General features: G+C 61.7%; 13 protein-coding genes and 1 tRNA gene. 11 read left to right on the forward strand and 3 right to left on the reverse strand.

Annotated elements, in window-relative coordinates; translation table 11 throughout:
* Positions 1-38 precede the first annotated feature (38 nt).
* Together MOD31_RS22140 and MOD31_RS06175 are read right to left on the reverse strand one after the other, a co-directional pair.
* Entirely contained in the window at positions 39-476 is a 438-nt protein-coding gene (locus tag MOD31_RS22140) for a hypothetical protein (protein ID WP_374206977.1), read from the reverse strand.
* Position 477: 1 nt separating this feature from the next.
* Positions 478-2,025: a PspC domain-containing protein gene (locus MOD31_RS06175; protein ID WP_250820122.1), complete on the reverse strand. Its 1,548-nt coding sequence runs from the start codon at positions 2,023-2,025 to the stop codon at positions 478-480.
* A 125-nt stretch (positions 2,026-2,150) separates the two neighbouring features.
* On the opposite strand from MOD31_RS06175, the gene MOD31_RS06180 reads away from it, so the two are divergent.
* Complete coding sequence (locus tag MOD31_RS06180) at positions 2,151-3,758, forward strand: ATP-binding protein (protein WP_223940649.1); 1,608 nt, start codon at positions 2,151-2,153, stop codon at positions 3,756-3,758.
* On the forward strand, positions 3,755-4,429 hold the full coding sequence (locus MOD31_RS06185; protein WP_142938357.1) for a response regulator transcription factor: 675 nt from the start codon (positions 3,755-3,757) through the stop codon (positions 4,427-4,429). The genes MOD31_RS06180 and MOD31_RS06185 overlap by 4 nt, the downstream gene beginning before the upstream one ends.
* A 111-nt stretch (positions 4,430-4,540) precedes the next feature.
* On the opposite strand, the gene MOD31_RS06190 is transcribed toward MOD31_RS06185, so the two are convergent.
* Entirely contained in the window at positions 4,541-5,770 is a 1,230-nt protein-coding gene (locus MOD31_RS06190; protein ID WP_142938358.1) for a pyridoxal phosphate-dependent aminotransferase, read from the reverse strand.
* A gap of 252 nt (positions 5,771-6,022) precedes the next feature.
* Between MOD31_RS06190 and MOD31_RS06195 the strand changes: the two genes are divergently transcribed.
* The 9 genes from MOD31_RS06195 (at position 6,023) to rplL (ending at position 12,576) form a co-directional block, all read left to right on the forward strand.
* Positions 6,023-6,095: transfer RNA gene (locus MOD31_RS06195), tRNA-Trp, on the forward strand.
* An 80-nt stretch (positions 6,096-6,175) separates the two neighbouring features.
* On the forward strand, positions 6,176-6,457 hold the full coding sequence (gene secE / locus MOD31_RS06200; protein WP_024817604.1) for a preprotein translocase subunit SecE: 282 nt from the start codon (positions 6,176-6,178) through the stop codon (positions 6,455-6,457).
* Between the two features lie 114 nt (positions 6,458-6,571).
* Positions 6,572-7,438 (forward strand): transcription termination/antitermination protein NusG, encoded by an 867-nt coding sequence (gene nusG, locus MOD31_RS06205; protein WP_142938359.1) that lies wholly within the window; start codon positions 6,572-6,574, stop codon positions 7,436-7,438.
* A gap of 130 nt (positions 7,439-7,568) precedes the next feature.
* Entirely contained in the window at positions 7,569-8,000 is a 432-nt protein-coding gene (gene rplK, locus MOD31_RS06210; RefSeq protein ID WP_011775609.1) for a 50S ribosomal protein L11, read from the forward strand.
* Between the two features lie 147 nt (positions 8,001-8,147).
* Positions 8,148-8,855: a 50S ribosomal protein L1 gene (gene rplA / locus MOD31_RS06215; RefSeq protein WP_142938360.1), complete on the forward strand. Its 708-nt coding sequence runs from the start codon at positions 8,148-8,150 to the stop codon at positions 8,853-8,855.
* A gap of 109 nt (positions 8,856-8,964) precedes the next feature.
* Positions 8,965-10,074 (forward strand): GNAT family N-acetyltransferase, encoded by a 1,110-nt coding sequence (locus tag MOD31_RS06220; protein WP_223940648.1) that lies wholly within the window; start codon positions 8,965-8,967, stop codon positions 10,072-10,074.
* Positions 10,053-11,222 carry a GNAT family N-acetyltransferase gene (locus MOD31_RS06225; RefSeq protein ID WP_250820123.1) on the forward strand — a complete coding sequence of 390 codons (1,170 nt, stop codon included), beginning with the start codon at positions 10,053-10,055 and terminating at the stop codon, positions 11,220-11,222. Before MOD31_RS06220 ends, MOD31_RS06225 begins: the two co-directional genes overlap by 22 nt.
* A 300-nt stretch (positions 11,223-11,522) precedes the next feature.
* Positions 11,523-12,122 carry a 50S ribosomal protein L10 gene (rplJ, locus tag MOD31_RS06230; RefSeq protein WP_142938363.1) on the forward strand — a complete coding sequence of 200 codons (600 nt, stop codon included), beginning with the start codon at positions 11,523-11,525 and terminating at the stop codon, positions 12,120-12,122.
* Between the two features lie 76 nt (positions 12,123-12,198).
* Complete coding sequence (gene rplL, locus MOD31_RS06235; protein WP_011775604.1) at positions 12,199-12,576, forward strand: 50S ribosomal protein L7/L12; 378 nt, start codon at positions 12,199-12,201, stop codon at positions 12,574-12,576.
* Positions 12,577-12,679 lie beyond the last annotated feature (103 nt).

The following is a 12,679-nucleotide window of genomic DNA, read 5'->3' on the forward strand; positions in this document are numbered from 1 at the left end:
TCCCTGTTGTGGTTGCTTTGTCACGTTGCTGCGTGCGGTCACTTGGCCGGACTCTTCGGTGTGCCGGAACCCTTGCGGGCTGCCAGGAGCCCACCGACCACCAGTGCCGCACCGGCACCGATCATCAAACCGATCAGCACGTACGTGCCGTTCAGAGTGACCCATCCGAGCGTAGAGATGACGATCAAGGCCGCGAGGGCGATCACAATCAACCCCCACACCACAGTTCCTATCCGCGCCTGGCGGGGTTCGTCGTCGTCAGTGTGCTGTACTGCGAAGCTGGGCTCCAACGGCGGGGTGAGCGGGATTGGCTTGAGGCTCGGCTTGGGGAGGGCTTCCGTGGGGCGGGTTTCGCGGGGGAGGGCTTCCGTGGGGCGGGTTTCCGCCGAACGTTGCTCCCTGGGCAGCGGTTCTGTTGGCTGCGCAGGCTCAGTCGGCTGCGCGTCGCGTGCTTTGCCTGGCTCGTTGGTGTTCATGTCAGTTTCCTTCCTGGATGGTCACGTTGCTGAACGTGCCGTCAATTTCCACCACGAGGTTGGCTCCCGGCTTTTCAGTGTTGTAGAGCGTCCTCTCGTCCTGGAGGCGCCCACCGCGGTCTGTGCCACGTTCGTTGAGGTTGCCGAACGTCATATCGGCCCTGACCTCAACAGGAACATCGTCGGGGATGATGACCGTGACATTGCTGGCGGTGGCGTCAACCGGAATGAGTACCTCGGAGATCAGCGGAGGCGTTAGGGCGATCTCGCTCAAGTCCACCCGCCCCTGCGCCCCCGTGACGTCAATGCCGAGCCGTGCTTGTTCAATGCTGGTGGGTGCCCAGTTCACGTCGTGGAAGGTGAAGCGGTCGCCGTCTCTGGGGACCACGTTGAAGATTCCGCCAGTGATCAGGGCCGCCACGGCGAGGAAGCCAAGGAAGCCCGAGGTCCGTCCGCGAAGTCCTGCAATGAGGATGCCCAAGCCAAGTACGGCTGCGCCGGTAGCCCACACCACGGCGTTACCCGAGTTACCCAGTTCAATGACATTTCCGGCGTCGAGCGCTTTCAGCGTGCCGCCGGCAAGGAGGGCTGCACCGGCTGAGACTGAGACGATTGCAGCTCCTGGACCCTTGTGCTTAGGAGCGGCGGGTTTAGGCTGCCATTGTTGCGGGGGAGTTGGTCCGTAAGGAGGGCGAGGGCCGGAAGGCCCGGACGGCGAGGGCACGGACCCGGAGGGCCCGGACGGTGTGGCACCTGACCTGCCGGGCGCGCCGTATACGGGTACGCCGGTATTGGTTCCGGTGGTTGTGGAGCCGGTGGTTGTGCTGGACGCGAACTGCGTGGGCGTACCGTAACCCGTGCCGCCGGGAGCCGCGGCATAGGGCGTTGAGGAGTAATTTTGTTGACCCACGGTCGGTGCTCCTTTTGAGGTTTTGTTGCGTTGGACCAGGAAGTAGATGAGGTAGAAGACTCCGCCCATCCAGAAGAGGGTCCAGAACAGGCCGGGCATACCATCCCAGCCCCAGCCCCAGAATCCGCGGCCAAGGCTCGGCAGGCCGATGATGGTGGTGATCAATGCGCCGGTCATACCCCCTGACCAACGGCCCGCGGCGGCTTCCTGTACGTGGATCCGGCCGTCAGGCTCGGGCAGGAGCGCCCAGGCAATGCCGTAAAGCAGCACGCCGACGCCTGCAAAGAGTGCCAGGACAATGAAGATGCCCCGCACGATCAGGGGGTCGATGCCGAATCGGTGGGCCACACCGCTTGCGACGCCGCCAATCCAACGGTCCGGTCCCCGGCGGATGCCTTGATTGCGGATCCAGTCGAAGAAGTTCTGCTGGGAGGTTGCCGGAGCGGTGCCGGTGGGCGGGTAGTTGCCCCCGGTGGGACCGGTTCCCGCGGAAGTCCCGGCCTCTCCAGGTGTTCCCGAAGGCGTCCCGGACGTGGCACCGGTGGCGCCGGTGGAAGCGCCGGTGTGGGCGCTGGAGCCGGATCCGCTGGCCGTGCTTGGCGTTCCGGGTTCCTCTGGGTTCATGCTGTTCGCGTTCATACTTCGATCCTGCCGCCCAGACCACCCCGCCCTCTACTGGGGGATACCCTGAATGATCCCTGAGGGACCCCCGAACAACGCCGGTTTCCCGTCCGGGGCACTCTGATCCGTGTTTGGATTGGTATATGACAACCGCTGTACAACGCCCCACGCTGGTCCGCAGCAGCGACCGCATGATCGCGGGCGTCTGCAGCGGACTCGCCGACCATTTGGGCTGGCCCGTCAACTTGGTCCGGCTTGGCATGATCCTTGCCTGTTTCGCCGGCGGAGCAGGCGTGGCCTTCTACGCATGGTTGTGGACCATGGTTCCCACCGCGGATGAAAACGCCAAGCGCAACGCCCGCCGTCCGGCGTCGCCCATTGCTCCTGCGGTGAGCCTGGCGCCTCCGTCCGTCTCCGCCCCCGCCCCTTCCGTGGCACCAAAAACGTACGACGCCGGCGCGTCGCCGGCGGGGTTCGGCGCACCACCGGTATCCGGTTCCGTCCAGGCCGGCCCTCCTGTTCCTGGTACGGCTTATAGCCCTACTGCGGGGACCATGCCCGGCACCCCTTTGCCCGGTGTGTCTTTGCCCGGCAGCGGTCCTTTGCCGGCTACTGATTCATTGATCGGCGCGGACGCTTTAGCCGGTCAGCTTGCGGGCCCGCCCCGTTCGGGCACTGCAGGTGGCAGCAACGAAAGCACGCTGGCGACGTGGTTCTCGTTCCGCAAGATCCACTACGGCAAGGAAATCCTGCTCGGAGCGGCACTGCTCCTGGTGGCCGCGATCTTGATTGCACGCCAGTTGGGCGTTGATGTCCCTTTGGGCACGCTCATTCCGGCAGCCGCCATCCTGGGTGGTGCTGCCATCGCCTGGATGCAACTGGATGAGACCCGGCGAGCCGGGTTGGTGGACAAGACGAAGGCCGATCAAGCAGGTGGATGGACCCGCCTGGCAGCGGGGTTGGCCTTGGTGGTGGCCGGCGTCCTGGTGATGGTTTCCGGGTCTGGATCCTGGGAGCAGACTTGGCTGGCACTACTGGCTTCCGTCGCTGTCCTCGGCGGAGTTGCCTTGGTACTGCTGCCGTGGGGCCTGAAGTTCTGGAAGGACCTCGAGGCCGAACGCGCCGGCCGCGTCCGCGAAACCGAGCGCGCAGAGATCGCTGCCCACCTGCACGACTCCGTACTTCAAACCTTGGCGCTCATCCAGCGGCGTGCAGGTTCCGAGCAGGACGTGGTGCGGCTTGCAAGGGCCCAGGAACGCGAGCTCCGGTCCTGGCTGTTCAGCGACCCCGCCAAGGAGTCTGGCCTCCTCGCTGACCGGATCAAGTCCGTGGCCGCGGAAGTGGAAGACTCCCACGGCCACGCGGTTGAGGTGGTGACAGTGGGAGATACCGAGATGACGGACCGGCATGAAGCCCTGGTCCAGGCCGCAAGGGAAGCCATGCTCAATGCCGCAAGGCACGGCGGCGGAACAGTATCCGTGTACTTGGAGAGCAATGCCTGCAGTACCGAGATTTTCATCAAGGACCGCGGCCCGGGCTTTGACCTCGACGCTGTTCCGGACGACAGGCTGGGCGTCAAGGAATCGATCATTGGCCGGATGAAGCGGCACGGCGGTACAGCGGTCATCAACAGCAGCAGTGATGGAACGGAAGTTCGTTTGTCCCTCCCGTCAGCAAATCCGGACACCGGCGAGCAACGGAATGCTGATGCGCGAAACGGTGAACAGCGGAATGGAGAAGCCAAGCAATGAACAACAGCTCTGAAAACGGCGTTGGACGCAGGGTACGCGTGGTCATCGTGGACGATCACACCATATTCCGCTCCGGATTGAAGGCCGACCTCGACGAACGCATCGACGTTGTGGGCGAAGCCGGAACCGTGGAACAGGCCATCGCTGTCATAGCCGAGATCCGCCCCGAAGTAGTGCTGTTGGATGTGCACCTTCCCGGCGGTCTGGGTGGTGGCGGACGTGAAGTCATTGCGGGGTCCATGTCGTTGCTCGCCACCACCAGCTTTCTGGCGCTCAGTGTCTCCGATGCCGCCGAGGACGTGGTCTCCGTGATCCGTGCCGGCGCCCGGGGCTACGTCACCAAGACCATCTCCGGCAAGGAGATTTCCGACGCCGTGATCCGGGTGGCCGATGGCGATGCCGTGTTCTCGCCAAGGCTTGCAGGCTTCGTGCTCGATGCCTTCGGGACTGCGCCGGCGGACATCGCGGACGACGAACTGGACAAGCTTTCCGCCCGCGAACTCGAAGTCATGCGGCTCATCGCCCGCGGGTACAGCTACAAGGAGGTCGCCAAGGAGCTGTTCATCTCCATCAAAACGGTGGAAACCCACGTCTCGGCCGTGCTGCGCAAACTCCAGCTTTCCAGCCGCCACGAACTCACCAAGTGGGCTGCAGAGCGCCGTCTCCTCTGACGCTCTATCACATCTCTCGGGCCTAAACCGGACGCTCTCTCACATCCCGCGCCTTAAACGAAAACGCTCTTCCACCTGTCACGGCGGAAGAGCGTTTTCGTTGGCTGATTCCTACTTGGCCTTGCCCAGGAACTCCTGGATGCGACGGACACCTTCTGCCAGATCCTCATCGCCGAGTGCGTAGGACAACCGTACGTAGCCGGAGGGACCGAATGCCTCGCCCGGAACCACGGCAACCTCAACCTCGTCGAGGATGAGCGTCGCGAGTTCAGCGGAAGTCTCCGGACGGACGGGACCGTTGGAGGTCTCGAATTCCTTACCCAGCAGGCCGCGGACGTCCGCGTAGACGTAGAAGGCGCCGGTCGGCGTCGGGCATTCAACGCCTTCGATCGCGTTCAGGCCGGCCACGATCGCCTTGCGGCGGCGGTCGAAGGCCACCTTCATCTCGTCGACGGCGGTCAGCGGGCCCGTGAGCGCAGCGGCAGCGGCAATCTGCATGATGTTGGAGACGTTGGACGTCGCGTGCGACTGAAGGTTGGTGGCCGCCTTGATGACATCGGCAGGGCCGATCATCCATCCCACGCGCCAACCGGTCATGGCGTAGGTCTTGGCCACACCGTTGAGGATGACCACTTTGTCGCCCAGTTCCGGCGCGGCAGTGGCGATGGAGGTGAATTCCACGCCGTCGTAGGTCAGGTGCTCGTAGATTTCGTCGGTAACAACCCAAAGGCCCTTGGACGCTGCCCACTTGCCGATCTCGGCAACCTGTTCCGGGCTGTACACGGCGCCGGTGGGGTTGGAGGGGGAAACGAACAACAGGATCTTGGTCTTGTCCGTCACCGCAGCCTCAAGCTGCTCGACAGTTACCAGGTAGCCCTGTTCGGGACCGGCGAAGACCTCAACCGGCACGCCGCCAGCAAGGCGGATGGCCTCCGGGTACGTGGTCCAGAAGGGGGTAGGGATGATGACTTCGTCGCCCGGATCAACCAAGGTTGCGAACGTGTTGTAAACGGCCTGCTTGCCGCCATTGGTCACCAGGACCTGGGACGGGTCAACCGTGTAGCCGGAGTCCCGCAGGGTTTTCTCTGCGATGGCCTTCTTCAGCTCGGGGAGACCGCCCGCGGGGGAGTAGCGGTGGTACTTCGGCTGGCTGGCTGCCTCAATCGCGGCCTGAACGATGTAGTCAGGGGTAGGAAAATCGGGTTCGCCGGCACCGAAACCGATCACGGGACGTCCCGCGGCCTTCAGTGCCTTGGCCTTGGCGTCAACGGCAAGGGTGGCGGACTCGGCAATGGCGGAGATTCGCTGTGAAATGCGGGCGGTAGTTGTTCCGGCAGACATCTATGTACCGTTCTTCGCAGGCAGCTCGTGGGCTGGATGATGGGATTCGACGTAAACTACCTTATGCTGTTCTGCGGAGCTCCCGGGTGCCTGCAGAACTTTGTGACTGATAATGCTGGTCACAGGCTTTTAGGGCTGGGAGGTCCGGAATCAGTCCGGTTCGACTATCGCGAAATTCTTGCGTAGACTGGTTCACCGGTGTTGAAAAGCACCACAGGCTGAAGTGCGGCCTGAAACATGGATTCGATCCATAGGGTAGTGGCGCAATTGGTAGCGCAGCGGTCTCCAAAACCGCAGGTTGCAGGTTCGAGTCCTGTCTGCCCTGCGCAAGCTGTTCCGGCGGAAACGCCGGGGCACGCGCAGCAACCATGGCTCTGATCAGAGTCGGGTCAACGACTTTGCAAGGTGAGTGAGGACCAGGTGACCGAAACAGCTGCCAGCAGCTCGAAGGGCCGTCCCGCCAAGAAAGCCGACCGCGGCTTCTTCGCCCGAATTGCACTCTTCGTCCGCCAGGTTATTGGTGAACTGAAGAAGGTCGTTGCTCCAACCCGCAAGGAACTGATCAACTACACGCTCGTGGTGCTGGTGTTCGTGGCCATCATGATGCTCATCGTTACCCTGCTGGACCTGGCTTTCGGCACGGGAGTCAGCTGGGTCTTCGGTGGGTCAGGCGCTACGGACCGCTAGACGGATCTGTCCGCAAACTGTGCGAAATTCCTTAGTGATTCAAGGGTTTTGCGGGGTTTGCGGAATTGAGCCATTTAAATAGGCATGTTAGGCAATGAGGAAGCAGGAGACCAAGTGTCTGAGCAGGAGCTCGAGGTAAACGAGACTGAGCTGGGCGAATCCGCCGAGGACTCAGCCGACGCCACGGCAATTGTCGTGGAAGAGTCCGAGGTCGATTCTGCTGCGCCCGAATCTGCCGACGCCGACGATTCCGTAGAGGATTTCGAAGCTGACGTAGACGCCGAGTCTGACGACGCGTCCGGTGATGTTGCCGATGAAGACGACGCTTCGGAAGAGTCCGACGGCGACGACCTGGCAGTTGCTGCTGCAGCAGCGCCGGCTGATCCGGCCGAAGAGTTCAAGGCCAAGCTGCGCCGCCAGGAAGGTGACTGGTACGTCATCCACTCCTACGCCGGTTACGAGAACCGCGTGAAGGCAAACCTTGAGACCCGCATCCAGACCTTGGACATGGAAGATTACATCTTCGAGATCCAGGTCCCCATGGAAGAGGTCGTCGAGATCAAGAACGCGCAGCGCAAGGTCATCAACCGCGTGCGCATTCCCGGCTACGTTCTGGTTCGCATGGACCTGACTGACGCTTCCTGGGGCGCCGTTCGTCACACTCCGGGTGTCACCGGCTTCGTGGGTAACGCCCACAACCCTGTCCCGCTGCGGCTCGATGAGGTCTTCTCCATGCTCGCCCCCGTCTTCGAAGAAGAGCAGGCAGAGCAGGGCAAGCCCGTCAACAAGCAGAACCAGGCTCCCGTGGCTGTCGACTTCGAGGTCGGCGAGTCGGTCATCGTCAAGGAAGGTCCGTTCGAGACCCTCCCGGCTACGATCTCCGAGATCAAGCCCGAGTCCCAGACCCTGGTGGTTCTGGTCTCGATCTTCGAGCGCGAAACCCCGGTTACGCTCGCGTTCAACCAGGTCACCAAGATCTAGCTGAATCCAAAATTTCGCTCCAGCCCTGCCTGCTTAGCAGTTCGGGAGCGGCCGGCCGCCTCGCCATGGCGGCCACCAACCTGGGACGCGCTCCTGTGTCCCAGGAAGCTATTGAGAGAAGGACCCTACATTGGCTCCCAAGAAGAAGGTCACCGGCCTCATCAAGCTGCAGATCCAGGCAGGTGCCGCTAACCCGGCTCCGCCGATCGGTCCTGCGCTTGGCCAGCACGGTGTCAACATCATGGAATTCTGCAAGGCGTACAACGCTGCAACGGAATCCCAGCGCGGAAACGTTATCCCGGTTGAAATCACGGTCTACGAGGACCGTTCCTTCACCTTCATCACCAAGACCCCGCCGGCTGCAGAGCTCATCAAGAAGGCTGCAGGCGTTGCCAAGGGTTCGGCTACCCCGCACACCGTCAAGGTTGCCAAGCTGACCCAGGCACAGGTTGAGGAAATTGCTTCCACCAAGATGGAAGACCTCAACGCCAACGACATCAAGGCTGCCGCCCTGATCATCGCCGGCACCGCCCGCTCCATGGGCATCACCGTAGAAGGCTAGTAACCTTCGAAGGCCCTTGTGGCCTTCACCCGCCGGGCAACCGGCATCTGAAACATTGAAATGTCGCAGGATCCTTGCCGGATCCGCGGCTTGTGGCAGGGCCCAGCGCGGTCCGCAGACCACAACTGCACAAGGAGAAATAGCAGCATGGCAAAGCGCAGCAAAGCATATGAGGCAGCCGTAGCCAAGATCGAGGCAGACAAGGTCTACGCCCCGGTCGAGGCCATCACCCTCGCGAAGGACACCAACCCTTCCAAGTTCGACGCAACCGTTGAGGTCGCTTTCCGCCTGGGCGTTGACCCGCGTAAGGCTGACCAGATGGTTCGTGGCACCGTCAACCTGCCCCACGGCACCGGTAAGACCGCCCGCGTCCTCGTTTTCGCGACCGGCGACAAGGCTGAAGCAGCAATCGCTGCCGGCGCCGACTTCGTTGGTTCCGACGACCTGATCGAAAAGATCGCAGCCGGCTGGACCGACTTCGATGCCGCAGTGGCTACCCCTGACCTCATGGGCAAGGTTGGCCGCTTGGGTAAGGTCCTCGGTCCGCGTAACCTGATGCCGAACCCGAAGACCGGTACGGTTACCCCGGATGTCACCAAGGCTGTCAACGACATCAAGGGTGGCAAGATCGACTTCCGCGTCGACAAGCACTCCAACCTGCACTTCATCATTGGCAAGGTGTCTTTCGACGTCAACAAGCTGGCTGAGAACTACGCAGCTGCACTGGAAGAGGTGCTTCGTCTGAAGCCGTCCGCTTCCAAGGGCCGCTACATCCAGAAGGCTACCGTTGCCACCACGTTCGGTCCGGGCATCACCGTTGACCCGAACGTCACCAAGGTCCTCGTCGACGCGTAAGCTTCGCGAGCACTTGCTCTGATAAAAGGACCGTCCGGCATTGCCGGGCGGTCCTTTTTCTTGTCTTGCTACCTGTTCACCGCCGGTGGTGCGCCGTAGGCTGTGGTTCGTGTCGTCGTCGAACTTTCACGCCCTTGCCGGGTTGTCCGTTGAACGGATTCCGGTCCCGTCAAGCACCGACGCGAGCGGGGCGCCCGACTTCCGTGCCTTCCATGATCTGGACGTTGCCCACCATATGGATCTTTGGGGCAACCTCGACCGGTGCTCCACCCTGGCCGAGGCAGTCCTCTTCTGGCGGGGCAATGAATACGAAGAGCGCCACGTATTCCTGGCTCGCCTCGACGGAACTGTGGTTGGCAGGGGCACACTGACGTTGCCCTTAAGCGAGAACACGACGACGGCGGGTGTGGACGTCCTGGTGGACGCCGGCTGTCGTCGGCGCGGCATCGGGTCGGAAATCCTCCTGGTACTGGAACGGGTTGCCCGCGAGAGGGGCCGCACCTCCTTTGACGCGTTTTGCGCGGAACCTCTTGGGCTGCTAATCCCTGGTGGTGAGTTGCTGGAGGCGAAGTCCGGCACGGGTGGCGTCCCGATGGACACCGCCTCAACGCGTTTTGCCGTTCACCACGGGTATTCCCTGGAGCAGGTTGAAACCAACAGCACTCTGGCCCTCCCGGTAGGGGAAAGGCTGCTGCAGGATCTTGAAGCGCAGGCAACGCAGAGGGCAGCCGGCTACAGCTTAATCGGATGGCAGGACCGTTGCCCTGATGAACTCGTAGACGTATTTGCCAAGCTGAAAAGCCTCATGAGCACCGAGGTGCCCATCGCAGGACTGGGTTGGGAGGGCGAGGAATGGGATGCCGACCGCGTCCGCCTCGAGGAATCCACGTGGCTGGCAGGCGGTGTCGCTTCCACGGTTTCAGTTGCACGCCACGACGCCACAGGGGACTTAGCGGCGTACACCACCCTCACCCACCGCGATGCTACCCCGGGCATGGTCTACCAGGAGGACACCTTAGTTGCTCCTGAACACCGCGGACATAGCCTTGGCATGTTGGTCAAGATCGCCAACCTTCGCCGTGTTCAGGAGCTATGGCCTGCCGCCACGTCTGTGATGACGTGGAACGCCAATGAGAACCGGCATATGCTGGCCATAAATATCGCCTTGGGGTTCAAGCCTTCCGGCTATGACGGCGAATGGCAGAAACGGCTGGAATGACTGTAGAAGAGGCGAAGACGGTTCACGTCGAGCAGCTGTGGGTGCCCGACACCCTGGACAGCCCCGACGCCGCTGATTTCCTGGATGCCGTAGAAGTAGGGCGCCGGGTACGCATGGAAACCTGGGGGAGTGACGACCTCGCCTACACGCCCATGGAAAAGCTGCTGGAGTTGTCCGACCCCTATGAGCGCCAAGTCATCCTGGTGGCAAAAGTGGATGGCGTCATTGTGGGAACCGTGGATATCGCCTTGCCGTTGGCGGACAACCTTGATCTGGCAGAGTTCACCTTGGACATCCTTCCCGAGTTCCAGGGCCAGGGCGTCGGACGTCAATTGCTGGAGGCTGCCGAGCAGCTCGCCCGGGCTGAGGGCCGCATCATGGCCTTGGTGGATACCAATCATCCGGCAACGTCTCTCACCGAGATACCTGAGGACCAGCTGATCCCGGGCAGCGGCGCTGGATTTGTCCCTGTGAGCAGCAGGGAAGTGGACTTCGCCAAACGGGCCGGGTACACCCTTCAGCATATTGAGCAGTTCAGTTCCTGCTTGCTGCCCCTGGATTCCAAGCTTGTGGGGGATCTGCAGCTTGAAGCCGAAGAAGCCAACGGTGGCCGGTACACCGTGCACCACTGGACGGACCGGTGCCCCGAACCCTGGTTGGAAGCCGTGGCCGCGCTGGAGAACGCCGCCGGCGAGGTGGTTCGTGACGAAGGGGACGAAGACGCACCTGAAGTTGAGGCGAGCGGGATGGTTTTCGATGCAGCGGTCCTGCGCGAAACCGAGGACGCCGCTATGGCGCAGGGCCGACGCACGGTGGTGACCGCCGTCGAGCATATCGAGACCGGACGCTTGGTGGGTCTGACCACCATCAGCGTCCTTGCCCACCGCCAGGATGTGGTTTTCCAAGACGACACCTTGGTGCTGCAGGAGCACCGTGGCAATAAGCTCGGCTTGTTGATTAAAGTTGCCAATATGGAACGGCTGAGCGAGCAATTCCCGGATGCCCGCGTTATCTATACCTGGAATGCGCCGGAGAACAGGTACCTCTTGACCGTGAATAAGCAGCTGGGATTCACCACTGCGGGCATCACGGGACTGTGGCAGAAGGAACTGCCAGGCAGGCTGTCGGGAGCAACGTTGTCAGACTAGGCAGGGCCGATTTGGTTTGCCGAACGCTCTCCCGTAACCTTGAAGTACCAAAGACCGTCGGTTGATGGGAATCCACTCTTACGAGCACAGCTCAATTCTGTAGTTGCGCCCGTGAGATGAAAGTGAATTCCTTGACGAAGGACCCTGAACATAGGGCGGCCGGCGCAGGTGAACGAAGCAAGTCTCCACGGGTCAAAACCGTGTTGAGCCAAGCCCCGTGCATCTGCGCGGGGCGTTTTTAGTTTTAGCTCTCGTGAGCGGGGACCCGGAAGACCGGCTTTATTCCCCGGAAGGAGGGTTATGACAACGCCTAGCAAGATCTCCGCAGTTGCAGAGATCACCAACGATTTCAAGGAATCGAACGCGGCTGTCCTGACCGAATACCGCGGGCTCACTGTTGCACAGCTCAAGGAACTGCGTGTTGCGCTCGGCCAGGACACCAAGTTCTCGGTCGTCAAGAACACCCTGAGTGCCATTGCAGCCAAGGAAGCTGGAGTTGAAGCATTCAACGATCAGCTTGCCGGCCCTACTGCAATCGCCTTCATCAAGGGTGACGCTGTTGCTGCTGCCAAGAGCCTGACGGACTTTGCCAAGGCCAACAAGCAGCTGGTTATCAAGACCGGCGTCTTCGAAGGCAAGGCATTGGACGCAGCAGGAGTTGCCGCACTGGCAGCCCTCGAGTCCCGCGAGCTGCAGCTTGCACGTGTTGCTGGTGTCCTCAAGGCTCCCGCATCCGCTGCTGCACGCATCATCGACGCTCTGCGCCTCAAGCTTGAAGAAGAGGGCGGCGCTTCTGCACCGGCCGCTGAAGAAGCTCCGGCTGAAGAGGCTGCATCCGAGGAAGCTCCGGCTGCTGAAGAAGCACCGGCAGCTGCCGAAGCTGCAACCGAAGAGAACTAAGTTCTCCCCTCAATCAAACTCCGGTGCACGGAACGGATTTGTCCGGGCCTGCACCAACTAATGGAAGGACGCCACCATGGCGAAGCTCAGCAACGAAGAGCTCATTGAAGCTTTCAAGGAACTGACCATCATCGAGCTCTCCGAGTTCGTCAAGCTCTTCGAAGAGACCTTCGAAGTTACGGCTGCTGCTGTTGCAGTTGCTGGCCCCGCTGCCGGCGGTGCTGCTGAAGCTGCTGAAGAGAAGACCGAATTCGACGTCGTTCTCGAAGCTGCTGGCGACAAGAAGATCGCAGTGATCAAGGAAGTTCGCGCCATCACCTCCCTCGGCCTCAAGGAAGCCAAGGACCTGGTTGACAGCGCACCGAAGGCTGTTCTCGAAGGCGCCACCAAGGAAGCTGCCGAGAAGGCTAAGGCTCAGCTCGAAGAAGCTGGCGCAACGGTTACCCTAAAGTAACTCGTTTTGCTTTGTGGAAGCCCCGTCCGGTTCGCCGGGCGGGGCTTCCTGCGTTCCACAGCACCCAGGTAGGTCGCAGCAGAGCGCGTTTTGAGGGTTCTAA

It is taken from the genome of Paenarthrobacter sp. TYUT067 (assembly GCF_023656375.1).
GTDB lineage: Bacteria > Actinomycetota > Actinomycetes > Actinomycetales > Micrococcaceae > Arthrobacter.

Coding starts and splice junctions, on each gene's coding strand:
- rplL (WP_011775604.1), top strand. CDS start 12,199: ATGGCGAAGCTCAGCAACGAAGAGCTCATTGAAGCTTTCAAGGAACTG.
- MOD31_RS06185 (WP_142938357.1), top strand. CDS start 3,755: ATGAACAACAGCTCTGAAAACGGCGTTGGACGCAGGGTACGCGTGGTC.
- MOD31_RS06225 (WP_250820123.1), top strand. CDS start 10,053: ATGGCAGAAACGGCTGGAATGACTGTAGAAGAGGCGAAGACGGTTCAC.
- MOD31_RS06180 (WP_223940649.1), top strand. CDS start 2,151: ATGACAACCGCTGTACAACGCCCCACGCTGGTCCGCAGCAGCGACCGC.
- rplA (WP_142938360.1), top strand. CDS start 8,148: ATGGCAAAGCGCAGCAAAGCATATGAGGCAGCCGTAGCCAAGATCGAG.
- rplJ (WP_142938363.1), top strand. CDS start 11,523: ATGACAACGCCTAGCAAGATCTCCGCAGTTGCAGAGATCACCAACGAT.
- MOD31_RS06175 (WP_250820122.1), bottom strand. CDS start 2,025: ATGAACGCGAACAGCATGAACCCAGAGGAACCCGGAACGCCAAGCACG.
- MOD31_RS22140 (WP_374206977.1), bottom strand. CDS start 476: ATGAACACCAACGAGCCAGGCAAAGCACGCGACGCGCAGCCGACTGAG.
- MOD31_RS06190 (WP_142938358.1), bottom strand. CDS start 5,770: ATGTCTGCCGGAACAACTACCGCCCGCATTTCACAGCGAATCTCCGCC.